A 26,403-nucleotide genomic window follows, 5' to 3' on the forward strand; every position below is an offset into this window, starting at 1 on the left:
GTGGTGGTCGCAGACCGAACCGCCACGGCCACGCCGGTGGTCGACATCCGCGGCGTCAGCGTCGGCTTCCCCGGCGTGAAGGCGCTCGACGCCGTGGACTTCCGATTGCTGCCCGGTGAGATTCACGCCCTGATGGGCGAGAACGGAGCGGGCAAGTCCACGTTGATCAAGGCGCTCACCGGTGTCTACGGCGTCGACGAGGGCAGCATCACCGTCGCCGGGGTGCCGCAGCGGTTCCACGGTCCCCGACAGGCCCAGGACGCCGGTATCAGCACCGTGTACCAGGAGGTCAACCTGTGCACCAACCTCACGGTCGCCGAGAACGTCCTGCTGGGACGTGAGCCCCGCCGCCTCGGTCGCATCGACCATCGCGCCATGCGGCGTCGCGCTGCCGAGCTGCTGGCCGAACTCGACATCGCCGTCGACCCGGGTTCCGAACTCGGCACGCACTCGCTGGCGATCCGGCAACTCGTCGCCATCGCCCGGGCCACCGCCGTATCGGCGCGCGTAGTGATCCTCGACGAGCCCACCTCGAGCCTGGACGCCGACGAGGTCGCCGAGCTGTTCCGGGTGATGCGGCGCCTGCGGGACACCGGCACGGCCGTCCTGTTCGTGTCGCACTTCCTGGATCAGGTCTACGAGATCTCCGATCGCATGACGGTGCTGCGCAACGGGCGCCTCGTCGGCGAATTCGCCACGGCCGACCTGAGCCGGGTTGGGCTGGTGGCGGCGATGCTCGGACGCGAACTCGACGTGCTCGACCAGATCGGCGAGCGGGCGGCACGAACGTTCGACGAGACCGCGCCCGTCCTCGATGCGCGTGGCCTCGGGCGGGCGCCCCGGGTGGCGCCGACCGACGTGACCGTGCACCGCGGGGAGGTGCTGGGGTTCGCCGGCCTACTCGGCTCCGGCCGCACCGAGCTGGCGCGGCTGCTGTTCGGCGCCGACCGGGCGACCACCGGCACCGTCACCATCGACGGCAGCCCGGCCGTGGTGCGTTCGCCACGCGACGCGATCGCCAGGCGCATCGCCTTCTCGTCCGAGGATCGCAAGGCAGAGGGCATCATCGGTGAACTGTCGGTGCGCGACAACCTGATGCTGGCGTTGCAGGCTCGGCGCGGCTTCGCGCGACCGCTGCCGAAGAAGACCTCCGCCGACCTCGTCGACCGCTACGTGGACGCCCTCGACATCCGGCCGCGGGATCCCGACGCGCTGGTGAAGAACCTCAGTGGGGGCAACCAGCAGAAGGTGCTGCTGGCACGGTGGCTCATCACCGAACCTCGGCTGCTGATCCTCGACGAACCCACGCGCGGTATCGACGTGGGCGCCAAGGCGCAGATCCAAGAGCTGGTCGCCACCCTCGCCGCCGACGGCATGGGCGTGGTGTTCATCTCCGCCGAACTCGACGAAGTGGTCAGGATCAGCGACCGCATCGCCGTGATGCGGGACGGACGCTGCGTCGCTCAGATCGAATCCGACTGCGGTGTCGAGGAACTGACGTCGCTGATCGCCGGCGGGGTGGCATCGTGACGCGACCGGCGGCGGCGCGGGTGCTGGCATCGCCGTTGGTGTGGCCCGCGGCGGCGCTCGTCGCGCTGCTCGCCGTCAACGTGGTGATCACCCCGGGGTTCCTCACCCTGCGCGTTCAGGACGGACATCTCTACGGCAGCGTCGTCGACATCCTGCGCAACGGGGCGCCGACCCTGCTGGTGGCCATCGGCATGACACTGGTGATCGCCTGCCGCGGCATCGACCTGTCGGTGGGCGCCGTGGTCGCGGTCAGCGGTGCGCTGGCCTGCGCGCACATCGCGAGCGCACCCGACCCGGGGGGCCTCGCCACCGTGGTGACCGCGGCGGCACTCGCGCTCGGCGTGGCCGTGGCGCTGGGACTGTGGAACGGCCTGCTGGTCTCGGTGTTCGGGGTACAGCCCATCATCGCCACGCTGGTGCTCATGACCGCCGGCCGGGGGATCGCGCTGTTCATCACCGACGGTCAGATCGTCACCGTCACCAGCGCCCCGTTCAAGGTTCTGGGAGCCGGTTACGTGCTCGGTCTGCCGACGGCCGTCCTCGTCGGTGCCGCGGTCTTCGCGGTGGCGGTGCTGGTGGTCCGGCGGACCGCACTGGGCATGCTGTTGGAGGCGGTGGGGATCAACCCGGAGGCCAGCCGCCTGGCCGGTGTCCGACACCGCTCCATCGTCTTCGCCGTCTACGTGTTCTGTGCCCTGTGCGCGGGGGTCGCCGGCCTGATGATCGCGTCGAACATCTCGGCAGCAGATGCCAACAACGCCGGGGCGTGGATCGAGTTGGACGCCATCCTCGCCGTGGTGATCGGCGGGACCTCGCTGCTGGGCGGACGTTTCAGCCTCACCGGCACCGTCCTGGGCGCCCTGATCATCCAAACCTTGACCACCACGGTGTACACCGCGGGCATCACCCCCGAGAGCACCCTGGTGTTCAAGGCGCTCGTGGTGATCGCGGTGTGCCTGCTGCAGGCACCGAGGTTCCGGGCTCTGGTGCGCCGCCGACGCGGACCGGGCCCGCGCGCGGAGTCCGTGACGAACGACGATGCGCGACGACTGGATCCGATGATGGTGGGCAAGTGAGCACGCAGACGATCGACGGTCACCGATTCCCGAGCCGCCTCGCGCCCGCGGTACGGCGGATCCGGGGCCGCTACCTTTCCCCGCTGGCGTCGCTGGCGCTGTTCGCGGTGATGTTCACGGCGGTCGTCGTGCGCTACGACTTCGCCAGCCCCGTCCAGGTCTTCCTGAACCTCCTGGTCGACAACGCCCATCTGATCGTGCTCGCCGTGGGCATGACCTTCGTGATCCTCACCGGCGGCATCGATCTGTCCGTGGGCTCGGTCGTGGCGCTGTCCACCGTCGTCGTGGCCGCAGCCCTGCGCGATGGCTGGCCGATGCCGCTCGCGGTGGCCACGGTGCTGACGGTCGGCCCCGTGCTGGGGCTGCTGATGGGCCTGGTGATCGAGTACTTCGACGTCCAGCCGTTCATCGTCACGCTGGCCGGGATGTTCCTGGCCCGTGGCCTGTGCTACCTGGTCAGCGTCGACACGCTGCCCATCAAGGACCCGGTGCTGCGGCAGATCGGATTGGACTACCTCTACCTGTACGAGGGCGACTTCATCCGGTGGACCGTGGTGATCGCGCTGGCCGTGGTGCTGATCGCGGCCTACGTGCTGCACCAGACGCGGTTCGGCCGGACGGTGTACGCCGTCGGCGGCAACGTGCAGTCGGCACGGCTGATGGGGCTCGCCGCCTCCCGTGCCCGGGTGTCGGTGTACGTCATCAGCGGGTCGTGCGCGGCGCTGGCGGGCCTGCTGCTGGCCGTGCAGAAGCTCTCGGGCTACAGCCTCAACGGCGTCGGCATGGAGCTGGACGCCATCGCCGCTGCGGTCGTCGGCGGCGTACTGCTCTCCGGCGGAGTCGGTTTCGTGTTCGGCGCGGTCGTCGGCGTCCTGGTGCTGGGGACCATCCAGACCTTCGTCACGGCCGAGAACCTGGATTCATACTGGACCCGGATCATGACCGGCGTGTTGCTGCTGGTCTTCGTCCTCGTCCAGCGCCTAGTGGTCAGGAAGCCCAGATGACAAGCCAGCCCGCCAGCCAGCCGGCCAATCAGCCAGCCAATCAGCCAGCCAATCAGCAGATGCCCGCCAGCGCACCGAAGCCCGTGATGGCCGACGTCGCACGGCTCGCCGGGGTGAGCCATCAGACGGTCTCGCGAGTGATCAACGGTTCCTCCAGCATCCGGCCGGCGACGAAAGAGCGCGTCGAGCAAGCCATTCGGGAGCTGGGGTACCGCCCCAACACCGCCGCCCGGGCGCTGGTCACCCGGCGGTCCGGCATCATCGGCATCATCGGAACCGGCAGCGCCCTCTACGGGCCGTCCAGCGTCCAACGCTCGGTCGAGGAGGCCGCCCGGGCACAGGGCTTCTTCACCAGCATGGTGCCGCTGGCGCAGGTGACCCCGATCGCGTTGCGGGATGCGCTCGACCACCTAGCCAGGCAGTCGGTCGAGGCCATCGTGATGATCGCCGCTCAGCAGGACGCGCTCGACGTCGTGCACTCGGCGGATGCCGACCTACCGCTGATCGTCGTCGAGGGCGACCTGTCCGGCAGCGGACTGAGTGTCGGGGTGGACCAGATCGCCGGCGCCCGCCACGCCACCCAGCACCTGATCGACCTGGGCCACCGCGCCATCGAGCACGTCGCGGGCCCGGTGAGTTGGACGGAGGCCAAGGGGCGCCGCACGGGCTACGAGGAAGCCATGCGCGCCGCGGGGCTGCCGCCGCGCGACTCGCTGCACGGCGACTGGACGCCGGCCCGCGGGTACGAGATCGGCCGCGAACTGGCCCGCCGGGGTGAGGCCACGGCGGTCTTCGTGGCCAACGACCAGATGGCCATCGGGGTGTTGCACGCCTTCGCCGAGGCCGGGCTGGCGGTGCCGCACGACGTCAGCGTCGTGGGCTTCGACGACATCCCGGAGGCCGCCTACCTCATCCCGGCGCTGACCACGGTGCGTCAGGACTTCCACCGCATCGGTCAGCGGGCGATCGAGTTGGTGAAGGCCACGCTCGAGGGCGCCACGACGGCGATGCCCCTGCTGGCACCAGAACTGATCGTGCGCGACAGCACGGCAGCGTTCGAGGAGACATGATGAGGTCAGACGTGGCGGATACCGAAAGATACGTCGTGGGAGTGGATTTCGGTACGCTCTCCGGACGTGCCCTGGTGGTGCGGGTGAGCGACGGCGCCGAGCTGGCGAGCGCCGAACACGGCTACGCCCACGGCGTGGTCACCGACACGGTGCCGGGCGGCGGCGCCCGCCTGCCGTCGCAATCGGCGTTGCAGGTGCCCGCCGACTACGTCGACGTGCTGCGCACCGCCGTGCCCGCCGCGGTCGAACGGGCGGGCATCGACGCCGCCGACGTCATCGGCATCGGCACCGACTTCACGGCATGCACCATGGTCCCGGTGCGCCACGAGGGCACCCCGCTGTGCGAACTCGCCGAGTTCGCCGACCGCCCGCACGCGTACGCCAAGCTCTGGCGCCATCATTCGCCGCAACCGCAGGCCGATCGCATCAATGCCGTCGCCGAGCGACGCGGGGAGTGGTGGCTGCCGCGGTACGGCGGCCTGATCTCCAGTGAGTGGGAGTTCGCGAAGGCCTTGGAGATCCTGGACGCCGATCCGGAGGTCTACGCGGCGATGGACCACTTCGTCGAGGCTGCCGACTGGATCGTCTGGCAGCTGTGCGGGTCCTACGTCCGCAACGCGTGCAGCGCGGGTTACAAGGGCATCCGGCAAGACGGCCGCTATCCCTCGCGGGAGTTCCTCGCCGAGGTGCGGCCCGCCTTCGCCGACTTCGTGACCGACAAGCTGGACCACCGGATCGGTCGCCTGGGTCAGCGCGCCGGCGGTCTCACGGCCCAGGCGGCGGCGTGGACGGGTCTGCCCGAGGGCATCACGGTCGCCGTCGGCAACGTCGACGCCCACGTCACCGTGGCCGCGGCCGACGCCTTGGCGCCGGGGCACTTGGTCGCGATCATGGGGACCTCGACGTGCCACGTGATGAACTCCGACGTGCTGCGCGAGGTCCCGGGCATGTGCGGCGTCGTCGAGGGCGGGATCTCGGAAGGCCGTTGGGGTTACGAGGCCGGTCAGTCCGGCGTCGGTGACATCTTCGGGTGGTTCGTGGACAACTGCGTGCCCGAGAGTTACCACGTCCAGGCGCGTGAGCGCGGGCTGACGCTGCACGATCACCTCACCGAGCTGGCCGGTCGCCAGGAGGTCGGCCAGCACGGTCTGGTGGCGCTGGACTGGCACAGCGGAAACCGTTCGGTGCTGGTGGATCACGAGTTGTCCGGCGTGATGATCGGGCAGACGTTGGAGACCACGTGCGTCGACATGTACCGGGCGCTGCTGGAGGCCACCGCCTTCGGTACCCGGATGATCGTCGAGACCTTCGTGCACAGCGGCGTCCCCGTGCGCGAGCTGGTGGTGGCCGGAGGGCTGCTGAAGAACACGCTGCTGATGCAGATCTACGCCGACGCCGTGGGATTGCCACTGTCGGTGGTGCCGTCGGCCCAAGCCCCGGCGCTGGGTTCGGCGATCCACGCCGCAGCCGCAGCGGGCGCCTATCCCGACGTGGCGGCGGCGGCCGGGCGGATGGGTAGGCGTCGGCGCGACGCCTACACCCCCATCCCGGAGAACGCGGCGGCCTACGACCGGCTCTACCGGGAGTACGTCGCAGCCTACGAGTGGTTTGGCAGGGGCAACGACATGATGCGGCGCCTGCGGCGGATCGGTTCCTCACGAGCATTGGGAGTGACGGCATGACGATGACGGCGGACGTCGACCGCGTGGTCGCGACCCTGCGACGGCAGGTGTGCGAGCTGCACGCCCAGCTGACGCAGTACGAGTTGGTCATCTGGACGGCGGGCAACGTCTCGGCGCGGGTGCCGGGTCACGATCTGATGGTCATCAAACCTTCGGGTGCGCACTATGATTCGATGACCGCCGACGACATGGTGGTGTGCGACCTGTTCGGTGAACTGGTGGACGGCGAGCTCAATCCGTCGTCGGACACCGCAGCGCATGCGTACGTCTACCGGCACATGCCGCACGTGGGTGGCGTGGTGCACACCCACTCCACCTACGCCACTGCGTGGGCCGCGCGCGGCGAACCGATTCCGTGCGTGCTCACCATGATCGCCGACGAGTTCGGTGGCGAGATTCCGGTGGGCCCGTTCGCGCTGATCGGCGACGACTCGATTGGCCGTGGCATCGTGGAGGTGTTGCAGCACAGCAATTCTCCTGCCGTGCTGATGCGCAACCATGGCCCCTTCACCATCGGACGGACGGCTCGTGACGCCGTGAAGGCGGCGGTGATGCTCGAGGACGTGGCGCGCACCGTGCACATCAGCCGCCAACTCGGCGCCGCCCCGCCCATCGACGCGGCCGACGTCGCCGCGCTGTTCGACCGCTACCAGAACGCGTACGGCCAGAGTGGCCGCGCCGCCGACCCCTCGAAGGAGATGCCGCGATGATCGCGTCCCGACTCGTCACCAGCCAGGTGTGGATGGTCACGGGAAGCCAATCGCTGTACGGCCAAGACATTCTCGACCAGGTGACCGAGCAGTCGCGCCGCATCGCCGAGCAACTCGACGCCGGAGGTGAGATCCCCGTCGCGGTGCGGTGGCTGCCCGTGGTCACCAGCACCGAGGAGATCGCGCGCACGCTCGCCGATGCCGACGCCAGCGACGAGTGCATCGGCGTGATCGCCTGGATGCACACGTTCTCGCCGGCGAAGATGTGGATCAGGGGGCTCAAGAACCTCCGGAAACCGTTGCTGCACCTGCACACGCAGTTTCAGGTGGAGCTGCCCTGGCAGTCCATCGACATGGACTTCATGAACCTCAATCAGGCCGCCCACGGCGACCGGGAGTTCGGGTACGTGCAGTCCCGGCTGGCGACGCCGCGCAAGACCGTCGCCGGGCACGTCAGCGATCCGACCACCCGCCGCCGCGTGGGCTCGTGGGCACGCGCGGCGCTGGGCCGCGCCGAACTCGCGACGCTGCGGATCGCCCGGTTCGGCGACAACATGCGTGGGGTCGCGGTGACCGAGGGCGACAAGGTGGAGGCGGAAGCCCACTTCGGCGCTGCCGTCAACACCCACGCCGTCAACGACCTCGTCGACGTGGTCGAGCGCGTGCGTCCCGCCGACGTCGACAAGCTGATCCGGGAATACGAATCCACCTACCGGGTGGCCTCGGAACTGCGTGCGGGCGGGGACCGGCATGCCGCGTTGCGCCACGGTGCACAGATCGAACTCGGGCTGCGAACGTTCCTGGGCAAGGGCGGGTTCCATGCGTTCACGACCAACTTCGAGGATCTCGGCGGCCTCCGTCAGCTCCCCGGGCTGGCGGTGCAGCGGCTGATGGCCGACGGGTACGGCTTCGGTGGCGAGGGGGACTGGAAGACGGCGATGATGCTGCGGGCCATCAAGGTGATGGCCGAAGGTCTGCCCGGCGGCACGTCGTTCATGGAGGACTACACCTACGACTTGACGCCGGGGCGCGAGCGCATCCTGGGGGCCCACATGCTCGAGGTGTGCCCCTCGATCGCCGCCGACAGACCGACGCTCGAGGTGCACCCGCTGGCCATCGGCAAGCGCGAGGACCCGGTGCGGCTGCGATTCACCGCCGCGCCCGCCGACGCCGTGATCGTGGGCATCAGCGACATGGGTGCGCGTTTCCGGTTGGTGGCCAACGCGGTTCGGGTGGTGGAACCGTCGGCCGAGCTGCCGAACCTGCCGGTGGCGTGCGCGGTGTGGAAGCCGCTGCCGAATTGGACCACGTCGGCCGAGGCGTGGCTGATGGCGGGGGCGCCCCACCACACCGTGATGTCGACGGCGATCGACGCCGAGATCATCGACGACTTCGCGCAGATGACGCAGACCGAACTGCTGATCATCGACGAGGACACCACGGTGCGCGGCTTCCGCGACGAACTGCGGTGGAACGACGTCTACCACCACGTCGCGGCCGGGCTGTGACGCGATGATCAGCGCACGTCTGCACGGCGTCGGTGACCTGCGCGTCGCCGAGGAGCCCGAGCCGGACGAGCCGCCGCCAGGTTGGTCGCGGATCGCGGTGACGTCGGTGGGCATCTGTGGTTCGGATCTGCACTGGTTCGCCGACGGCGGCATCGGGGAGAACCGCATCGAGGAGCCCGTCGTGCCCGGGCACGAGTTCGCCGCGGTGGCCCTGTCCGGACCGCATGCCGGCAGGCGGGTCGCGGTCGACCCCGCCATCGCCTGCCTGGACTGCGAGACGTGCCGGTCGGGACACCACAACCTCTGTCCGCGCGTGCGGTTCGCAGGGCACGGTGACCTGGACGGCGCGCTGCGAGAGCAGATGGCGTGGCCGGATCAGCTGCTGCACCCCCTGCCGGACGAGCTGAGTGACGACGCGGGCGCGCTCCTGGAGCCGCTCGGGGTCGCGATCCACGCCGTCGGCGTGGGGCACGTGCGGCCGGATCACGACGTGCTCGTCGTCGGTGCCGGACCCATCGGACTGCTCGTGCTCGAGGTGGCGCGGCGTGCGGGGGCGCGGCGGGTGTTCGCCGTCGAATCCCTGCGACATCGCCGCGATGCGGCGCTACGTCGAGGCGCCGACGGCGTCTTCGCGCCGCCCGGGGCCCAGGCCGTCCTGGACGCGACGCACGGGCGCGGCGTCGACGTCGTGATCGAGGCCGCCGGCACCGACGACGCGATCGCGACGGCCGTGACGGCGGTCCGGCCCGGCGGGCGGATCGCCCTTGCCGGCATCCCGTCGCAGGATGCGTCCGCCTTCCCCGCGGCCATGGCCCGCCGCAAGGGTCTGACGCTGGCGATGGTGCGCCGGATGAACGCCACCTATCCGCGGGCGATCGCCCTGGCACGCGACGGCGTCGATCTCGATTCGCTGGTGACCGAACGGCTGCCGCTGACCGACGCGGGCAAGGCGTTCCAGGTGGCCGCAGATCGCCAGGGCGACAAGGTGGTGGTGTCGGTGTCCCACGCCCGCGCGTGACGGCAGTGCAGCCGCGAAGGCGGGACCCGGGACGGTCGAAGGTGCACAATGTAGGCCGCGGTAGGCCGCGATCGACGATCAAACGGGTTCGTCGGCCGTCGCCGACGAGAGGGGAAGACGACGTGTTGGACCCGATCGGGTATCCGTGACCGGCGAGACCACGACGCTGCGCATCGGCCTCATCGGAACGGCGTTCATGGGCCGGGCGCACGCCCGCGGATACCAGGGCGTGGCGTCGATGGCCAGCCCGACGGCAGCACCGTGCGCCCTCGAGGTGGTCGCCGGGCGTGACCGGGCGCGCCTCGCCGAGTTCGCCGGTCGCTTCGGCGTGGGCCGTACCACGCTGGACTGGCGCGAGATCGTCGACGACCCCGCGATCGACGTCCTGGACGACTCGGGGCCCAACGATCTGCACGCCGCACCCACCATCGCCGCGGTGCGCGCGGGCAAGCACGTCATCTGCGAGAAGCCGCTCGGCCGCGACGCCGCGGAGTCGTATGCCATGTGGCAGGCCGCGGCCGAAGCCGGCGTGGTTCACATGTGCGCGTTCAACTACCGCTTCGTCCCGGCGATCCGCAAGCTGCGCCAACTGATCGACGACGACGTCATCGGGCGGCCGCTGCACTTTCGCGCGCGCTATCTGCAGGACTGGCTGTGGGATCCGCAGACGCCCGCCACGTGGCGCCTGGACGCCGGCAAGGCCGGCTCCGGTGCCCTCGGCGATCTCGGTTCGCACGTCGCCGATCTCGCGCGGTACCTCGTCGGCGAGATCGCCGAGGTGACGGGTGCCACGACGACGTTCCACCCCCGGCGGCCCGGCGGTGCGGTCAGCGTCGACGACGCCTTCGCCGCCACCGTGCGCTTCGACGGCGGCGCCATCGGCACGTTGGAGGCGTCGCGGGTGGCGCGTGGGCACGTCAACGACCTGTCCATCGAGATCAACGGCACCAAGGGATCCGCCAGATTCGGCGTGGAACGGCTCAACGAACTCGAGGTCGACGCCGGTGACGCCACCGCCGGGGGTTCGGGTTTCCGGCGGCTGCTCGTCACCGAGCCCACGGACCCCTTCATGGCGTCGTGGTTCCCACCCGGTCACGTACTCGGCTGGGAGCACACCTTCGTCCACGAACTGCAGCACTTCCTGGCCAGCGTGCGCGACGGCGGCTCGGTGCGGCCGCACGGTGCGGACTTCGAGGACGGGTACCGCGCGGCGTTGATCTGCGACGCGATCGCGCGGTCGCAGGAAACGGGTCGGCGTGTCGCCATCGCCGAGGTAACCGGGCAGCACCGGGCATGACTGGTACTGTCCGCACTCGGGGCGGGGATCCACCGAGGGAGCAGTGATGGCCGAGAAGATCGTCCGCCAACTCATCGACGACATCGACGGTTCCGACATCACCGACGGCGGCGGTGAGCGGGTGGAGTTCTCCATCCGTGGCGTGAGCTACCAGATCGACCTGTCCGCCGCGAACGTCGCCAAACTCGACAAGGCCCTCAAGCCGTTCGTCGACGCGGCCATGCGGGTCGGTGGTGCGCGCAAGCAGCGCAGCCCGGTCAGCAGCGGTGGGGGCGGCGGCAAGACGTCACCGGAGCAGCTCGCCGCCATTCGCGACTGGGCCCGCCAGAACGGTTACGAGGTGTCCGATCGCGGGCGGATCAAGGCGGAGGTCATCGAGGCCTTCGACGCGGCGCACTAGCGCCCGCTCACCCCAGCGTCACCGCGTCGCCGACGCGCACCTCACCGGCGCTCACGACTTCCAGATAAGTTCCGACGCAGGGTAATTCGCCGAAGTCGAAGCTCCGAACCCGGTTCTGGGCCGCGGGTGTGCGCAATGCGTGTCGCGCGGCGGGGAGGTCGCCGTGCTCCAGGGTGGGAATCACGCACCGCGGTGTCGGGCCCATCGCGCGCAGGGTCACCTCGCCGATGTGGACGAGGCGCCCCGTCCAGGCGTTCTCGGCATAGGGCGGATGGTCGGTCGGGGTGTCGATGACGACGTTCGGCCGGTAGCGCACGGCTTCGGCGCCGACCTGCGCCAGCGTCGCGGTGGTGACGGCATGCACCGGGGCGAAGTCGGTGAACGACGACCCGGGCGTCGCTTCTGCGAGTTCGAGCAGCGGCGCGTCGACCTCGGCGTCCAGGCCCCGCTCCAGCACCTGATCGGGGTCGGCACGCTCGAGCGTGGCGCCGGCCGGGCGCTCGTGCGCCAGGCGCACGCGGCGTCCCACGAAGGCCGACAGCGCGTCGTCGACGTCGGCGTCGTCGACCGACAGTCGCGTGCCGTCGGGCAGGCGCATCAGGACGGTGCCGTCGGCGGCCGTCGCCGTGCACTGCAACAGCATTCGCCACCACCGCGCCTGCTTGGCGCTGGCCACGTGTCCCGTCGCCTCGTCGAGGAGTGCGTACCGACGGTCGCCCAGGACGCCGCCGGCGTCCATCCCCGTCTGGTCGACGCGCTGCCCCAACATCGACTTGACCGGGTAGCGGTACAGCGCGCCGACCGACAGTGACGAGACGGTATCCGTGGCCATCCGACCAACCCTAGCCGCCGTGGCTCGTCGCGTCGTTCCGACGGGTCAGCCGACGAGCACGGCCTGCACGTTCAGGCCGTATTCGGCCTCTGCGACGTCGATCACGGCGTCCACGGCCGCGCGGGCATGGAGTCCCGGATAGACCAACCACACCACGACGTCGAGTTCGCCGATGGCGCCGAGTCGTCGGGCCAGGGTCGCGAGCAACTCGAGTGTCGCCCGCTGGCCGGCGAACTCCACGACCAGGCGAGGGGTGGCGCCGACGTCGGCGAACGACGCCAGCCCGCGCAGCAGGTGGTCCCCACGGACCTCGGCGGTGCCGATGCGCATCGGGAGCAGATGTTGCCGTGACGACGAGAACCGTTGGTCGTCACCACTTTCGATCTCCCCGGTGAACCTGCCGATGGAGTCGAACAGATCGTGGCGCGAGCCGACGTTCTTGAGCGTGATGGGTGTGACCGACAGTCGCGGTGGCTCCGTCGGCGACGCCACCCGGCTGCGGTGATCGCCGAGTAGCCCGGCGACGGTCTGGGCGTCCACCTCGCCGAGGAGCTCGTCGCGTTGGAGCAGGGGGCGGTGCACCGTGCGGTACTCGGCGGGGGTGCGCTTGAACCAGTCGGCGAAGCATCGGGTGAAGTACTTGACGTCGGAGAACCCGCACCGTGCGGACACGTCACGCATCACGAGATCCGTCGTCAGCAACAACCGTTCGGCGAGCATCACGCGCTGCGCGGTGACCATGGCGCTGAAGCTCATGGCGGTGGTCTTCTTCACGAAGTGTGATACGTAGGACTTCGAATAGTGGTGCGCCGCAGCCACGTCGGCCAGGACGTCGCGGCTGTCCAGGTGTGCGCGCATCGTGGCGGTGATGGCGTGCAGGCGAGCGCGCTGGGCGGCGCTGAGCGGCTGATCGCGCTGGTAGTAGTCCTGGATCGAGTACTCGTGACACAGCATGTCGACGACCTGGCGCCCTCGCGCGTCGAGGCGTTCGGCATCCGGCGTCACCACGCCGGCGTCGACGACGTCGAGCAGCAGGCCCCGCAGCAACGCCTCCTGCCTACGGTGGCGGGCCAGGTCGAAGGACTCGCACGCGAACATGATCCGGTCGACGAACGGGTCGACGTCGCGGAAGGCCGCCAGGTCGGCGTGCACGACCGCGGTGACGTTGTCCTGCGATCCTTCGAGCAGGTGCGGATCGAGCCGGTTGAGCACCACGTAGTCGCCCGCGTCGAGGTCGAAGTCCTCGCTGCTGACCTTGACGTGCAGCGTGCCCGCGAGCACGTACACCATCTCCAGGGCATTGGGGTGCGCGTGCAGGTTGGTCCGCCACACCTGCCGGACCTCGGCCCGCACGCGGCTCCCCGGCGGGAAGGTCACCACGACGTCGAACATCCACCCAAGGTAGACCTCGTCGCCCGGCCGCGGTCCTCGCTCAGCGTGCCGGTTCCGGCTCGACGTCGTCGGACACGTCGATCTCCACGGGTGGCTTCCGGAAGCCCTTCGTCGACACGGCCAGGTAGCAGATCCCGAGCGCCAGCCAGACCAGTCCCAGGGTCTTCGCGGCGTCGTCGACGTTGTACAGCAGCACGGCGCACACCGCCATGCCGGTGGCCGGCACCACCAGGTACCGCACCAGGTCGAGGCCGCGCCTGCGCCGAGCCCGGATGAAGAAGTGGCTGATCACCGAGTAGTTGACGAGCACGAAGCCCGACAGTGCGCCGAAGGCGACCAGCGATGCCGCGCCCATCAGGTTGTCCGAGTAGAAGATCGCGGTCAGCGCGATGCCCGTCATCAGCAGGATGTTGTTGACGGGCGTACGCAACCGTGCGTGCAGTACCCCGAAGAAGCGCCGTGGCAGCGCACCGTCGCGGCCCATCCCGTACAGGATGCGCGACGCGGCGGCCATGCCCGCGATGGCGCACACCATGCTCGCCAGGTTGTCGGTGACGAGGAAGGTCGTCGAGAGCGCGTTGCCGCCGAGACGCCCGAGCAGCTCGAAGATGCCGGCGTCGGGGTCCTGCACCTCCGAAGCTGCTGTCGGCCAAGCGATCTGCATGAAGTAGGAGATGACCGAGAAGCCGACGCCTGCCGCGATGGGCACGATCAGCACGGCCCGCGGCACGGTCTTGGAGGGTTCGACGGTGTCCTCGGCCATGGTGGAGACGGCGTCGAAGCCCAGGAAGGACGCCGCCAGAATCGAAGCCGCCCAAAGGATGTCGGGAGCATGGAACGTCGCGGAGTTGAAGACCGCGGTCGCGTCGAAGAGCGTTCCCGAGCCGTTGCCGCGCATGACGTAGACCACGACGATCACCACGAGCGCCACCGAGAACAGGATCTGCGCGGCGATCACCACGGAATTGATGCGGCCCGCGATCTTCACGCCGAACACGTTGGTGACCGCGCCGATCGCCGCGGCCAACACGATCCACGCCCACACCGGCACCGCAGGCACGAACTCGTTCATGTAAATGGCCACCAGCAGGTAGCACACCATCGGCAGCAGCACGTAGTCGAGCAGCATCACCCACCCCGCAAGGAACCCGAGGTGCGGATGCACGGCCCGGCGCACGTAGGTGTACGCGCTGCCGGCCACGGGGAACGCCCGCACCATGGTCGCGTACGAGTAGGCGGTGAAGAACATCGCGACGGTCGTCGCGACGTACGCCAGCGCCATCATCCCGCCGGTCAGCGTCGTGATGATGCCGAAGTAGTTGAACACCACCGTCGGAGCCAGGTACGCCAGCCCGAAGACGACGAGGTTGCGCAGCGTGAGCACGCGCTTGAGTTCGGGACGTTCGGTCATGGGTCGAATGTAGGAAGTCCGCGCCCCGCGAGCACAGCACCACGGCGCTCACTCGACATGACGATGACGCTCAACGCCCTGCGACGGCGCCGCGGCGACCGCGGGCGTCGGTAGCTTCGCCGTCGTGAACCTGGCTCTGGTCAATGCGACGGTCCATACCTGCGACGACGCCCGGCCCACCGCCGACACCGTGGTGGTGCGCGATGGGCTGATCGCCTACGTCGGCACCCAGGACGCCTGGCAGAACGCCGACGACCTGCCCGTTCGCGACCTGGGCGGGCGCACCGTCGTCCCCGGCTTCGTCGACGCCCACACCCATCCGTCGATGGTGGCGCAGAGTTCGTGGCACGTGCGCTTGCCGTGGACCGAGGACGTCGCCGAGATCCTGGCGTTCATCGAGGACTACGTCGCCGCGCACCCCGTCGAGGAGGCGCCGTTCGTCTACTTCGAGTACTACCCGAGCGCGACGTTCCGCGACGGCGGGCCCACCAAGGAGCTGCTGGACTCCGTGGTCTCGGACCGGCCCGTGCTGTGCCAGGACTTCAGCGAGCACGAGCACTGGGTCAACAGCGCCATGCTCGAGCTGATGGGCGTGACCGCCGAGACGGCGGACCCGGTGCCCGGGCTGGAGGTCTTCGTCCGGGACGAGGACGGCGAGCCGACGGGGCTGGTGCGCGAGATGGCCCACCGGCACTTCCTCGACGCCATGTACGACCGGATCGGCTGGCGGCCCCCCGAGGAGCTGACGCCCGAACGCATCACGCCGTTCTTCGACTTCATGACCGCCCATGGGGTGACGTCGGTCTTCGAGGCGCTGCTCGAGGACGAGGAGCTGCTGAAGTCGCTGGCGATCCTCGACGAGCGCGGGGAGTTGCACGTGTACTACCAAGGGGCACTGCGATTCGTGAACTCGCAGGACCTGCCCGACGTCTTGGCCCGGGTGGCTCGGCTGCAGGCGACGTACGGCAGCGATCACGTCGGCGTCAACACCGTCAAGCTGTTCCTCGACGGCACCAACGAAAGCGGCAACAGCGCCGTCATCGCGCCGCTGTGCAACCATCAGCCCGACCACTTCGGCGACATCGGCATGACGACCGACGAACTCACCCAGTGCTTCCTGGCGTGCAACGCCCACGGCGTCGACGTGCACATCCACCTGGTCGGTGACCGGGCCTTCCGCACGGCCTGCGACGCCGTGGAGGCGGCCCAGAAGCTGCTCGCCGACACCGGAGGCCCCTGGGACATTCAGGTCACGCTGGCCCACTGCGAACTCGTCGACCCGGCCGACATGTCCCGTCCCGCCGACCTCGGAATCCTGATCAACTGGACCACGCACTGGTCGGGTGGCTACTTCGGGGACGAAGCCGCCGAGCACCTCGGGACCGAGCGCTGGCGCCGGATGTATCGCTTCAACGAGATCGCCGACAGCGGCGCCACCGTCACGTTCTGCAGCGACGTCGTCACCGACTACGAACTGCACCGGGCCGCCCCGCTGCTGGGCATGCAGATCGCCGCGACCCGGGTCGACCCCGAATACCCCCTGGACCCGGCCACCTACCCCGGCAGCGTGCGGCCCGAGGCCGACGCCGCCCTCTCGCGGGACCTGTTGCTGAAGGGCTACACCATCAACGGCGCGCGGCAGCTGCGGCTGGCGGATCGGCTGGGCTCGATCGAGGTGGGCAAGGTGGCCAACCTCGTGGTGCTGGACGACGACCCGTTGCACGTCGACGCTCGGACGCTCGGTGACGTCGGCGTGGCTGCGGTGCTGTTCGAGGGCAGGGTCGTGTCCGGCCGACTGTGACGAGGTCGCGTCCGGCCGGCCGTGATGTGCCGCGAGGTGCGGCCGCAGGCGGGGCTGGAATGTCGTCGACCCCGTTTGCTAGGGTGCGGCCAAGCCCGACGGTCGACCGGATCGGATGGTCGACGGGGCGCGTAGTCGGGGAGTGCCGATGGCGACTTTCTCTGGTGACGTGACGGGTGCCGTCGTGCTGGTGGGTGCGCTGCTGATCGCGGTCCTGCTGGCCGCGGGCTGGGTGTACGTCGATGCCCGCACCCGCAGCGCAGGCGGTCGTCCGGTCGTGTCGGCCATCGGGTCGGTGCCGTTGCGCACGCCGGCATCGTGGTTCGTCGCCTGCCTCCTGGCGCCCGAATTCGCCCTGCCGGAGTACGCCGACCGCCGTTCCTGACTCCGTTCCCGAGTCCGGCCAGCGCCCGGAACGTCGCCCCGAGAGCAGCCCCGAACACGCCCCCCCGGGAACCGCCCCGAACACCGCCCTCGGGAACCGCCCCGAACACCGCCCTCGGGAACCGCCCCGAACACCGCCCTCGGGAACTGCCCCGAAAAGGGTTTGTGCCGTCCCGCTCGCCTCGGCACCATGGTGTGACGACGTTACGCGACCACGGGGAACGACCGGCAGGGGTCGAGCGGGGTCGAGGGGGAGTCGAGGGGGATCGGAAATGCGTTATCGCAGGGGTGACACCGTCGTGACGAAGACCGACATCTCGGGCCACAACGTACCCGACGTGCCCGCGGGCACCGGCGGAACCGTGGTCGCCACGACGGCATTCGGCAAGCCCAAACGCGTGCACTTCGAGTTGCAGACGGGCTTCGGCCTCAAACGGTTCGACGTCGACGTGGACCACGGGCAGGTCCGCTGAGGAGGCCCGTTCGCGACGATGCCCCGCCACCGCAGTGGTGACGAGGCATCGACGCGAGCGCCGGCGTCGGCGCGGGGATTCAGGCGAGCGCCGGCGTCGGCGCGGGGATTCAGGCGAGCGCCGGCGTCGGCGCGGGGATCAGGCGAGCGCCGGCGTCGGCGCGGCGATCAGTAGGTGGGCACGAAGGCGCCGTTGAGCCACACGCCCCAGTGCTGCCAGCCCTCGTCCCACACCTGCGGCTGGCCGTTGGCCCACAGCGGCTCGACCGGCTTCGGCGGCGCCCAGGCGGGCGGCTGGCCCGGCGTGGGCCCGGCGGGCGGAACGGGCGGCATCGGCGCCGGTTCGGCGGCCGCGACACCGGCCGCACCGGCACCGAGGGCAGCGCCCACGAGACCCGCGGTGACCAGAGCCTTGGCCACGACACTGCGCACCTTCACGATCATTACCTCCTACGTGTCGACGGGCGGCCCGTGGGCCGCGTGTGCGCGGGGATGATTGCCCGCACGCGCGACGGTCAAACACCGGCGCGTCAGCCGCCGATGACGAAGTGCCACGTGCCGGCGGCGACCGACGTCGCGATGGCCGCACCGGCGATCGCGAATCCGGCCGCGACCACCGCCACCTCGCGGCCACCGAAGGTCGACTCCCGCGCCCACGTGCGGGTGGGCGACGCACCGAAGCCGCGTGCCTCCATCGCCGTCGCGAGTTTCGAACCGCGTCGCACCGCGAACACCAGCAGCGCGAAAGCCTGCCCCAGCAGTCGCCGCACCCGCGCGTGATCGGCGACGCCGCGCGCCCGGCGGGCGTACCCGAGGTACTGCCAGTCCTGGCGAAGCAGACCCACCATGCGCAGGCCCGCGAGCGCGCCGATGACGAAGCGCGCGGGCAGTCGTAACAGCTGCCCGAGCCCATCGGCCAGCTCCGTCGGCGTCACGTCGGCGAACAGCAGCGCCGACGGCAAGGCGATGGCCAGCACGCGCAGGAACATCGCCACCGCGAGCGCGATCGAACCGTCGCTGACGGTGACCAGCAGGAAGTGCCAGTGAACGGCGCCACTGGGCTCGCCGTAGAGCAGGTTCGTCAGCGCCACCAGCGCCGCCGCGGCGGTGATGGCGGCGCCGCGGACCGCCATCGTGCGCCCGCGCACGTGCAGCGCCAACAGCAGCGGGATCTCCAGCAGCAATGCGACGAGCGCCGACACCCAGTCGACGCTGCACACCAGCGCCACCGCGATGACGGCCGCCGCCAGCAGCTTGGCCACCGGGTTCACCGTCGCCCGGGTGGCCCGAGGCGCTGGGGTCACCGGGGTCGGCGGGGTCACTGGGTCACCCCCGCCGGGTTCAGAGCCACCCGTTCGTCGGCCAGGACCTCCACGAACTCCGCGTCGTGCGTCACGGCGACCACGGCCGTCCCGGCATCGGCGAGATCGGCCAGCAGCCGGATCAGCTCCTCCCACGTGCGTCGGTCCTGGCCGAACGTCGGCTCGTCGAGGATCACCACTGCGGGCGCCGTGACCAATGCCGTCGCCACCGACAGTCGCCGCTTCTCACCGCCGGAGAGGGTGTACGGGTTGCGATCGGCGACGTGGTCGAGCCGCAACCGCTGCAACACCTCGTCGCCGACGCGCCGCACCTCGGCATCGGGCATCTTCACCGCCCGCGGCCCCAGCTCGACCTCGGCGCGCACGGTGGGGGCGAGGAACTGATGCTCCGGATCCTGGAACACGCTGGTGATGCGCGTCAGCAGCTCGCGCGACCGCCAGCGATGCGGGGCGCGCCGCCGGGGGGACGGCGCGAACTCCGCCGCGGCCGCCAGGCTGCCGCCGAGCGGTGCCAGTAGGCCGCCCACCGTCAGCGCCAGCGTCGACTTGCCGGTGCCGTTGGGCCCGGTGACCGCGGCGACGCGGCCTGCGGCGATGGTGACGTCGAGTGCCGGGCCGACCACCACGCCGGGGCGGTGGCCGACCCGCAGGCCCTCGGCCACCAGCAGCGCGTCGCCACCCACGCGGTGGCGGCGGTCGACGTCCGGCGTCGGAGCGCCGGGCACCCACACCCCGGAATGCAGCAGGTGCGTGCGCTCCCGCCGCAGGGTCGGTTCCGGCTGCCCGTCGGCGACCACCCCACCGTCGGCGCCCAGCACGACGACGCGGTCGACGACGGGCAGCCACGCCTCGGTGCGGTGTTCGACCACCACCACGGTGGCCCCGGTGGCCTCGGCGACGGCGGCGACGGCGTCACGCACCTCGAGGACGCCCGCGGGATCGAGATTGGCCGTCGGCTCGTCGAGCAGGATCAGACCCGGCCGCATGGCCAGCACCCCGGCGAGCGCGAGCCGCTGCTTCTGGCCACCGGACAGCGTCGACGTGTCGTGTCCCAACGGCAGCTCCAGGCCCACCGCCTGCAACGCCTCGGCCACCCGCGGCCAGATGTCCTCCCGCGGCACCGAGAAGTTCTCCATGCCGAACGCGACGTCGTCACCGACGCGCGACAGGATGACCTGGGCATCGGGATCCTGCAGCACCATGCCGATCCGGGACCGCCGCGCGGCGGGGCGGCCGCCGTCGACCAGCAGCGTGCCCGTCTCGCGGCCCTCGTCGGATCCGCCCAGCAGTCCCGCCAGGCCGTGGAGCAGGGTCGACTTCCCCGAACCCGACGGGCCGAGCAAGAGCACCCGTTCGCCGGGGGAGACGTCGAGATCGAGATCGCGGACGGCCCAGTCGCCGTGGCCGGCGTGCTGCCAACCCCACCCGGAGACGGTGACGGCAGCGCCGCCCGCAGTCACCGGGAGGGCGATCCGGCCATCGCCCGGCCCGCTTCGAAGCGACTCAGCGCACCGGTCCTGGCCAGCCCCCGCACGACGACCCACGACAGCGCACCGGCCACCACCGCGCCGGACACGATCGACGTCAGCGCGTAGACGGCGATGAACGACGCCGTGGCACCGGGGTACCACAGGAAGCAGTCGTTGACCGCCAATGCCACTCCCGCCGTCGCACCCGCCAGCACCGCCACCGGCAAGCCCCAGCGCCGGTACAGGAACACGGCGAAGATCAGCTCCGCCCCGAGCCCCTGCACCAGACCCGACTCGATGGTGAGGATGCCCCACTGGTTGCCGACCAGGGCCGAGACCGTGGCCGCGACCACCTCGCCGTACAGCGCAGCACCCGGTTTGCGGATCACCAGTGCCGTCAGCACCCCGGCGAACAGCCAGCCGCCGCCCACCAGCCCCTGCAGGCCGGGTGCCACCGTCGCCAACGGGGTGGCGATGGGATTGGACGCCACGTTCCAGATGACGAAGATCAGACCCGCGGCGACGGCCAGCACGCTGGCGACCACGATGTCGACGACGCGCCACCGCACCGGCGGCCGACGCGACGACGGGTGAGACGAGAGGGGTGACGACTGCTCCACGCGAACTCCCTACGCCGGCATTACCCGGACAGGTTCAGACGGTCGACGGCCGGATAGCCGTCCTCTCAGCGCGCTCGGTACGCGCTCCCGTGTACTTCCCCCACAAGTTAGCGCAGGTCGCGGCCCCCACGCCATCCCGACCGGATCTCCGTGAACGCCCACGTGCGTTCGTCGGCCGTGGACCGGGCCACCAGGTCGGCGCGAGCGCGCGGCGCGTGCCGTGCGATGAAGTCCCGCTCTTGGGCCGCCCAGCGGTCCCAGTGCGGACGAAACGTCTCCCCGTCACGCGCCAGTGCACGCCGTTTGCGCACGTCGTCGGCGGCGTCGACCCAGACGCCGAGATCGGCGGCGGCCCGGTGCGCGGCGGTCAGCGTGCCGACCCCCTCCACGATCAGCCGCTGCCGCGCGGGCACGTCGTCCCAGCCGGCCGGGGTCCCCGTCGACCAATCCCAGCGCCGCCATCGGCCATTCCGGCCGGCCGTGCGGGGCGTCAGCAGTTCGGCCAGGACGTGCGCGGACGCCCACGCCAGCCCGTCCCACCCCGGATAGACGTCGTCGAGTCGCACGACCACGCTGTGCGGCCAGCGCTCGTGCAACCGGTCGGCGAGCGTCGACTTGCCCGACCCCGAACGGCCGTCGACCAGCACGGTCGTGGCGTCGAGGGCCACCAGCGCGTCGGCCACGTCCTCGGGTGTCACGTGGTCGCCCGCACCAGGAGCGGCACCACCCGCACGTAGGCGAGCATGCCGAGCAATTCGACCAGGGTTTGGGTGACCACGACGACGGGCGTGATCGCATACGCGTCGGGCAGGGCCAGCGCCAGCGGCAGCACCACCAGGCTGTTGCGGGTGGCGCCGCTGAAGACGAGAGCCCGCGTGCGCCCGACGTCCAGGCGCGCCAGCCGGCCCGCGTAGACGCCGACCAGGGCCATCACCACCAGGAACGCGACGTAGATCGGCACCACTCGCAGCACCTGATGGGCCTGGCCGGTGATCCTCGGCAGCTGCCCTGCAACCACCGCGAACAGCGCCACCGCCAGCAGCGGGACCATCGCGGAGGTCATCGCCGCGGCGACGGCGCGTCCGCTGCGATGCCTGACCGCGAGCGCCTGCGTGGCCCAGGCGAGTCCCAGGGGGACCGCGATCACGAAGCAGAACGCCTCGACGAACGGCCGCACGTCGACGACGTCGGCCAGCTCGGCGCCGACGAAGCCCCACAGGTAGACCGGCAGTAGGAGCAGTTGGACGAGCATCAGCACCGGGGCCGCCGCCAGGAGCCGCAGGTGGTCGCCGCCCGCGAGGCCGCAGAACACGATCACGTAGTCGATGCACGGCGTGAGCAATGTCAGCAGCACGCCGAGCAGGATCGCCGTCGGCAGCGACACGCCTGCGACCAGGCCGGCGACCACCAGAGGCACCACCGCGAAGTTCACCAGCAGCACCGTTCCCAGGAATCGCGTATCACGAAGCGCCGCAGTCATCGTCGTGAACGGCACCTGGAGGAACGTGGCGTACAGCAGGGCGCCGAGTACGGGTAGGACGCACGCCTCCCACACCGATCCGGTGCCAGGTGATGCCAAGCCGACGCCGACACCCGCGGCCAGTCCGGCCAGACAGACCGCGATCTGATGGCGTTCCAGCCACTCGGTCAAGGCGGATGTCCTTTCCCCTGGGGGCATCGACGATAATCCCCGGGTGAGTGGTGCACGGTACGGGTTCGGCGGTCTCGAGGCGAAGGACTTCGCGCAGGCCGCGGTGTTCGCAGGCCTCCTGGCGGCGCTCGGTCTGCCGGGCACCATCACCATCGGGCCCAGCGGGGTGCCCATCACGCTGCAGACCCTCGGCGTCATGCTCGCCGGATCGATCCTGGGCCCGCGCAAGGGCACGCTCGCGGTGGCGTTGTTCGCGGTGTTGGCCATCGCCGGGCTGCCCATCCTCGCGGGCGGCCGCACCGGACTGGTGTCGCTGTCGTCGCCGACCGCGGGGTTCTTCGTCGGATGGTTGCCCGCCGTGCTGCTGATCGGGCTGTTGACGGCGCTGATGATGCCGCGATACCGGCTCGGCTGGGGCATCGTGGTCAACGTCGTCGGCGGCATGGGCGTGATCTACGCGTTCGGCACGGTGGGCCTGCTGCTGCGCACCGACCTGTCGTGGTGGGCGGCCTTGTCCACCAACGGGATCTACGTTCCCGGTGACCTCGTCAAGGCCGTCGTGGCGGGGTACGTCGCCTTCCAGGTGCACCGCGCGCGACCGGGGCTGATCACGCCGTGGCGCACCAGGACGGCACCGGCCGCGGATGGCTGAGGACATCGTCGAGGACGGCGTCGCGGACGCGGTGTGCGAGGGCATCGTCTTCGACCGGGTGACCCACTCCTTCGGCGCGCGGCGGGTCCTCGACGACGTCTCGATCAGGTTGTCGGAGCGGCGAATCGGCATCGTCGGCGCCAACGGCAGCGGCAAGTCGACGCTGGCGCGGATGATCAACGGACTGGTGCTGCCCGACCGCGGCACCGTGACGGTGGGCGGCTTGGACACCCGACGGGCCACGCGGAAGGTGCGCCGGCGGGTCGGGTTCGTGTTCACCGACCCGGATCGCCAGATCCTGATGCCGACCGTGGCCGAGGACGTCGAACTCTCGCTGTCGCGGGAACGGCTCTCAGGCGAGGTGCGCGCGGCGCGGGTGCGGGAGGCGCTCGGGCGCTTCGGCCTTGCCGCACATGCCGATCAGCCCGCCCACGAACTCTCGGGTGGGCAGAAGCAGCTGCTTGCCCTGGCGTCGGTGTTGATCATGGAGCCGCAGGTGATCGTGGCCGACGAGCCCACCACGCTGCTGGACTTGCGCAATGCCAGGATGTTGCGCGCCGCGTTCGCCACGCTGGAGCACCAGCTGATCGTGGTGACCCACGACCTGGACCTGGTGGCGGACTTCGACCGCGTGCTCGTGGTCGACGGCGGTCGCATTCACGCCGACGATGCACCCGACGCGGCGCTGGCCGCCTACCGCCGGCTGATGACGTGACGTCGCTGGGCTACTACCGCCCGGGAACGTCGGTGCTGCACCGCCTGCCCGCGGGTGCGAAGCTGCTGGGTCTCGGCGCGCTGATCGTCGTGATGACGGTGGTGGTGACGTCGCCGTGGCGGCTCGCGGCGGCGGCCGCAGTGGTGGCGGCGGTGCTGGTGCTGGGCAAGCTGTCGGTGCGCACCATGGTCGGGCAACTGCGGCAGGTGATCTGGGTGGTCGCGGTCATCTTCGCGCTGCAGGTGGTGCTCACCGATTGGCGACGGGCGCTGGTGGTCTGCGGGGTGCTGGTGCTGTCGGTGGGTCTGGCGGCGGCCGTGACGTTGACGACGCGCACGAGCGACCTGCTGGCGGCCGCGCAGCGGGCCATGCGGCCGTTGGGCCGCTTTGGGTTTCCGGTGGATCAGGTGGCGTTGGCGTTGGCGCTGGCCATCCGCTCGATACCGCTGATGGTCGAGATCGTGCGGCAGGTGGAGGAGGCGCGGCGTGCCAGGGGGCTGCGGTTGACGCCGCGCGTGGTCGTGGTGCCCATCGTCGTCAATGCGCTGCGTACCGCCGATGGCTTCGGGGAGGCGCTGGCGGCGCGAGGCCTCGATGACTAGCGCGACCGTCGAGGTGGGTGCGGCCGCGTGAGACCGGCGGCGTCGATCAATTCTCGTTCGACGGCGGGCAGGTACATCTAGTGAGCAGGGCCGTGCCGGACGGCTGGGCGAATCATGCCGCGGCCCGCACGAAGGCCGCTCCGCGCGAATCGGATTGGGCCTCACCTGCCACACGGGCCACATCGGAGGGTGGTTGAAGATTTGCGCGCGGGCTTGTCGGTGGTCGAATGTATGTTCGAATCATGCGGGCGGGGATGGTGGGCGGGGCGGTGGCAGGGGCGGTGGCAGCGTTGCGTGCCGCTGTCGACGCGTTGGCCGGCTGTGACCTCGAATCACTCGACGCCGCCGAGCGGGTGGAGCTCCTGGCCGACCTGGAAACCCACCGCTGCCGACTGCCCGCGCTCGAACACCGCCTGATCACCTCCCTGAACGCCGACACCCCGCCATCGCAGTTGGGAGCCAAGAGTCTCGCCGACGTACTCCAGGTGCGGCTGAACCTGCACCCCAGGGAAGCCAAACGCCGCGTCGCCATCGCCGCCGACCTCGGGCCCCGACGTTCCCTGACCGGACAGCCGATGCCGCCCACGCTGCCCGCCACCGCCATCGCGGTGGCACACGGGGTGATCAACGCCGACCACGTGACCGCGATCCGCGACGCGGTCGCCAAGATCCCCACCCACGTCGACCCAAAGCAGCGGTCGGAGTTGGAGGTCGCCTGGGCGCGGGCCGCGATGTCGATGGCGCCGCATCAGTTGTCCACTGATCTCAAGCGTGCGCTGTATCTGCTCGATCAGGACGGGCCGGAACCCACCGAGGACGACGGTATTCGCCGTCGCGGCATGACCGTCGGGAAGCAGGGCCCCGATGGCACCGTCGCGGTGAACGTGGTGATGACCGCCGCGGCGTGGGCGGCGCTGGAGGTGCTGTTGGCGAAGTTCGCCACCCCCGGGATGTGCAATACCGCCGACGACGAGCCCTGTGTGTCGGGGACACCGTCACAGGCGCAGATCGACGCCGATGACCGCACCCTGAGTCAACGGCGTCACGACGCGCTGGCGTTCCTCCACCGCACGGCCCTGGCCAAGGATGAACTGGGCCGGCTCAACGGGATTCCGACGGCGATCCTGATCCGCACCACGTTGAGCGACCTGGAGTCCCGCGCCGGCGTCGGGGTGACCGGCGGCGGCACCGTGCTGACGCGCCGCGAGATCTTGCAGCTGGCCGCCCAATCCACCACCACGGGATTCCTCACCCTGTTCGACGATGCCACCGGCAAGGTCCTCGACCTCTTCCAGACCCGCCGCACCGCCACCGTGGTGCAACGGCTGGCGTTGATCACCCGTGACGGGGGCTGCACCAAACCCGGCTGCACCGTGCCCGCCTACGGCTGCCAGGTCCACCACGCGAAGAGGGACTTCGCCGCGGGTGGCAACACCAACGTCAACGACAACGCACTGGCGTGTGGCAGTGACAACCGTCTCGTCGGCACGACCGGCGGCTGGACCACCCGCATCAACGAGCGCCACGACGTCGAATGGCTACCGCCCCCACTGCTGGACCGCGGCCAAACCCGGGTGAACACCTACCACCGACCCGAACGGCTCCACCCGCCACGTAGTGGCGGGGAAAGTGGCTGCGCGGCAATCGAATCGCGGCCCGACGGGGTGACGGACACCAGCGACGCAGCCGCCGACGCACCCGGTGACGCGAATACGGGTCCCACCATCGACGACCCGTGGGCACCCGAACGTCACCGGCCACGGGCGGCGCCGCCGTGACGGCTGC

Annotated in this window: 26 protein-coding genes and 1 riboswitch; of the genes, 17 read left to right on the forward strand and 9 right to left on the reverse strand. The window is 70.4% G+C overall.

Annotated features, from left to right (window positions below):
• Positions 1 to 3: 3 nt before the first annotated feature.
• The 10 genes from AC30CM_RS10205 (at position 4) to AC30CM_RS10250 (ending at position 11,295) form a co-directional block, all read left to right on the forward strand.
• The gene (locus tag AC30CM_RS10205; RefSeq protein WP_490116743.1) at positions 4 to 1,530 is read left to right on the forward strand and encodes a sugar ABC transporter ATP-binding protein; all 1,527 of its coding nucleotides are present in this window, start codon (positions 4 to 6) and stop codon (positions 1,528 to 1,530) included.
• Positions 1,527 to 2,606, forward strand: a complete 1,080-nt coding sequence (locus tag AC30CM_RS10210; RefSeq protein WP_490116744.1) for an ABC transporter permease — start codon at positions 1,527 to 1,529, stop codon at positions 2,604 to 2,606. Before AC30CM_RS10205 ends, AC30CM_RS10210 begins: the two co-directional genes overlap by 4 nt.
• Complete coding sequence (locus AC30CM_RS10215; protein ID WP_490116745.1) at positions 2,603 to 3,610, forward strand: ABC transporter permease subunit; 1,008 nt, start codon at positions 2,603 to 2,605, stop codon at positions 3,608 to 3,610. The genes AC30CM_RS10210 and AC30CM_RS10215 overlap by 4 nt, the downstream gene beginning before the upstream one ends.
• Positions 3,607 to 4,680, forward strand: a complete 1,074-nt coding sequence (locus AC30CM_RS10220) for a substrate-binding domain-containing protein (RefSeq protein WP_490116746.1) — start codon at positions 3,607 to 3,609, stop codon at positions 4,678 to 4,680. Before AC30CM_RS10215 ends, AC30CM_RS10220 begins: the two co-directional genes overlap by 4 nt.
• Complete coding sequence (gene araB / locus AC30CM_RS10225; protein WP_490116747.1) at positions 4,677 to 6,362, forward strand: ribulokinase; 1,686 nt, start codon at positions 4,677 to 4,679, stop codon at positions 6,360 to 6,362. The genes AC30CM_RS10220 and araB overlap by 4 nt, the downstream gene beginning before the upstream one ends.
• Positions 6,359 to 7,072, forward strand: coding sequence for an L-ribulose-5-phosphate 4-epimerase (locus AC30CM_RS10230; protein ID WP_490116748.1), 714 nt, complete (start codon positions 6,359 to 6,361; stop codon positions 7,070 to 7,072). Before araB ends, AC30CM_RS10230 begins: the two co-directional genes overlap by 4 nt.
• On the forward strand, positions 7,069 to 8,580 hold the full coding sequence (araA, locus tag AC30CM_RS10235; RefSeq protein WP_490116749.1) for an L-arabinose isomerase: 1,512 nt from the start codon (positions 7,069 to 7,071) through the stop codon (positions 8,578 to 8,580). Before AC30CM_RS10230 ends, araA begins: the two co-directional genes overlap by 4 nt.
• A 4-nt stretch (positions 8,581 to 8,584) precedes the next feature.
• Positions 8,585 to 9,598 (forward strand): zinc-dependent alcohol dehydrogenase, encoded by a 1,014-nt coding sequence (locus tag AC30CM_RS10240; protein ID WP_490116750.1) that lies wholly within the window; start codon positions 8,585 to 8,587, stop codon positions 9,596 to 9,598.
• A 145-nt stretch (positions 9,599 to 9,743) separates the two neighbouring features.
• A complete protein-coding gene (locus tag AC30CM_RS10245) occupies positions 9,744 to 10,895 on the forward strand; it encodes a Gfo/Idh/MocA family protein (protein ID WP_490116751.1) in 1,152 nt (383 codons plus the stop codon).
• A 46-nt stretch (positions 10,896 to 10,941) separates the two neighbouring features.
• Positions 10,942 to 11,295 carry a histone-like nucleoid-structuring protein Lsr2 gene (locus AC30CM_RS10250; protein ID WP_490116752.1) on the forward strand — a complete coding sequence of 118 codons (354 nt, stop codon included), beginning with the start codon at positions 10,942 to 10,944 and terminating at the stop codon, positions 11,293 to 11,295.
• A gap of 7 nt (positions 11,296 to 11,302) precedes the next feature.
• Here AC30CM_RS10250 and AC30CM_RS10255 read toward each other — a convergent pair whose 3' ends face one another.
• From AC30CM_RS10255 to AC30CM_RS10265, 3 genes are read right to left on the reverse strand one after another with little or no spacing between them, the layout of a single operon-like run.
• Positions 11,303 to 12,127, reverse strand: coding sequence for an MOSC domain-containing protein (locus AC30CM_RS10255; protein ID WP_490116753.1), 825 nt, complete (start codon positions 12,125 to 12,127; stop codon positions 11,303 to 11,305).
• 45 nt (positions 12,128 to 12,172) lie between these two features.
• Positions 12,173 to 13,519 (reverse strand): helix-turn-helix transcriptional regulator, encoded by a 1,347-nt coding sequence (locus AC30CM_RS10260; protein ID WP_490116754.1) that lies wholly within the window; start codon positions 13,517 to 13,519, stop codon positions 12,173 to 12,175.
• Between the two features lie 40 nt (positions 13,520 to 13,559).
• Positions 13,560 to 14,930 (reverse strand): APC family permease, encoded by a 1,371-nt coding sequence (locus AC30CM_RS10265; protein ID WP_490116755.1) that lies wholly within the window; start codon positions 14,928 to 14,930, stop codon positions 13,560 to 13,562.
• A 124-nt stretch (positions 14,931 to 15,054) separates the two neighbouring features.
• Between AC30CM_RS10265 and AC30CM_RS10270 the strand changes: the two genes are divergently transcribed.
• The 3 genes from AC30CM_RS10270 to AC30CM_RS10280 all read left to right on the forward strand — a co-directional run bounded on the left by AC30CM_RS10270 (position 15,055) and on the right by AC30CM_RS10280 (position 17,588).
• Positions 15,055 to 16,731, forward strand: coding sequence for an amidohydrolase (locus tag AC30CM_RS10270; protein ID WP_490116756.1), 1,677 nt, complete (start codon positions 15,055 to 15,057; stop codon positions 16,729 to 16,731).
• Between the two features lie 148 nt (positions 16,732 to 16,879).
• The gene (locus AC30CM_RS10275) at positions 16,880 to 17,116 is read left to right on the forward strand and encodes a hypothetical protein (RefSeq protein WP_490116757.1); all 237 of its coding nucleotides are present in this window, start codon (positions 16,880 to 16,882) and stop codon (positions 17,114 to 17,116) included.
• A gap of 298 nt (positions 17,117 to 17,414) precedes the next feature.
• The gene (locus tag AC30CM_RS10280; RefSeq protein WP_490116758.1) at positions 17,415 to 17,588 is read left to right on the forward strand and encodes a hypothetical protein; all 174 of its coding nucleotides are present in this window, start codon (positions 17,415 to 17,417) and stop codon (positions 17,586 to 17,588) included.
• A 167-nt stretch (positions 17,589 to 17,755) separates the two neighbouring features.
• Here AC30CM_RS10280 and AC30CM_RS10285 read toward each other — a convergent pair whose 3' ends face one another.
• From AC30CM_RS10285 to AC30CM_RS10310, 6 genes are all read right to left on the reverse strand, one after another.
• A complete protein-coding gene (locus AC30CM_RS10285; RefSeq protein WP_490116759.1) occupies positions 17,756 to 18,031 on the reverse strand; it encodes a hypothetical protein in 276 nt (91 codons plus the stop codon).
• Between the two features lie 86 nt (positions 18,032 to 18,117).
• Positions 18,118 to 18,909 (reverse strand): energy-coupling factor transporter transmembrane component T family protein, encoded by a 792-nt coding sequence (locus AC30CM_RS10290; RefSeq protein WP_490116760.1) that lies wholly within the window; start codon positions 18,907 to 18,909, stop codon positions 18,118 to 18,120.
• Positions 18,906 to 20,369: an ABC transporter ATP-binding protein gene (locus AC30CM_RS10295; protein WP_490116761.1), complete on the reverse strand. Its 1,464-nt coding sequence runs from the start codon at positions 20,367 to 20,369 to the stop codon at positions 18,906 to 18,908. The genes AC30CM_RS10290 and AC30CM_RS10295 overlap by 4 nt, the downstream gene beginning before the upstream one ends.
• Positions 20,366 to 20,998, reverse strand: coding sequence for an ECF transporter S component (locus tag AC30CM_RS10300; RefSeq protein WP_490116762.1), 633 nt, complete (start codon positions 20,996 to 20,998; stop codon positions 20,366 to 20,368). The genes AC30CM_RS10295 and AC30CM_RS10300 overlap by 4 nt, the downstream gene beginning before the upstream one ends.
• Positions 20,988 to 21,099, reverse strand: a riboswitch (TPP riboswitch). It overlaps the preceding gene by 11 nt.
• Before the next feature lie 6 nt (positions 21,100 to 21,105).
• Positions 21,106 to 21,696: a nucleoside/nucleotide kinase family protein gene (locus tag AC30CM_RS10305; protein ID WP_490116763.1), complete on the reverse strand. Its 591-nt coding sequence runs from the start codon at positions 21,694 to 21,696 to the stop codon at positions 21,106 to 21,108.
• Positions 21,693 to 22,649 (reverse strand): arsenic resistance protein, encoded by a 957-nt coding sequence (locus AC30CM_RS10310; protein ID WP_490116764.1) that lies wholly within the window; start codon positions 22,647 to 22,649, stop codon positions 21,693 to 21,695. The genes AC30CM_RS10305 and AC30CM_RS10310 overlap by 4 nt, the downstream gene beginning before the upstream one ends.
• A gap of 43 nt (positions 22,650 to 22,692) precedes the next feature.
• Here AC30CM_RS10310 and AC30CM_RS10315 point away from each other — a divergent pair, with 43 nt between their 5' ends.
• The 4 genes from AC30CM_RS10315 to AC30CM_RS10330 all read left to right on the forward strand — a co-directional run bounded on the left by AC30CM_RS10315 (position 22,693) and on the right by AC30CM_RS10330 (position 26,396).
• On the forward strand, positions 22,693 to 23,301 hold the full coding sequence (locus tag AC30CM_RS10315; protein ID WP_490116765.1) for a biotin transporter BioY: 609 nt from the start codon (positions 22,693 to 22,695) through the stop codon (positions 23,299 to 23,301).
• A complete protein-coding gene (locus tag AC30CM_RS10320; RefSeq protein WP_490116766.1) occupies positions 23,294 to 24,016 on the forward strand; it encodes an energy-coupling factor ABC transporter ATP-binding protein in 723 nt (240 codons plus the stop codon). The genes AC30CM_RS10315 and AC30CM_RS10320 overlap by 8 nt, the downstream gene beginning before the upstream one ends.
• On the forward strand, positions 24,013 to 24,618 hold the full coding sequence (locus AC30CM_RS10325) for an energy-coupling factor transporter transmembrane component T family protein (RefSeq protein WP_490116767.1): 606 nt from the start codon (positions 24,013 to 24,015) through the stop codon (positions 24,616 to 24,618). Before AC30CM_RS10320 ends, AC30CM_RS10325 begins: the two co-directional genes overlap by 4 nt.
• A 242-nt stretch (positions 24,619 to 24,860) precedes the next feature.
• On the forward strand, positions 24,861 to 26,396 hold the full coding sequence (locus AC30CM_RS10330; protein WP_490116768.1) for an HNH endonuclease signature motif containing protein: 1,536 nt from the start codon (positions 24,861 to 24,863) through the stop codon (positions 26,394 to 26,396).
• Positions 26,397 to 26,403: the final 7 nt, after the last annotated feature.

The sequence above is a fragment of the Mycobacterium sp. DHQP2018-32-09 genome (genome assembly GCF_058148405.1).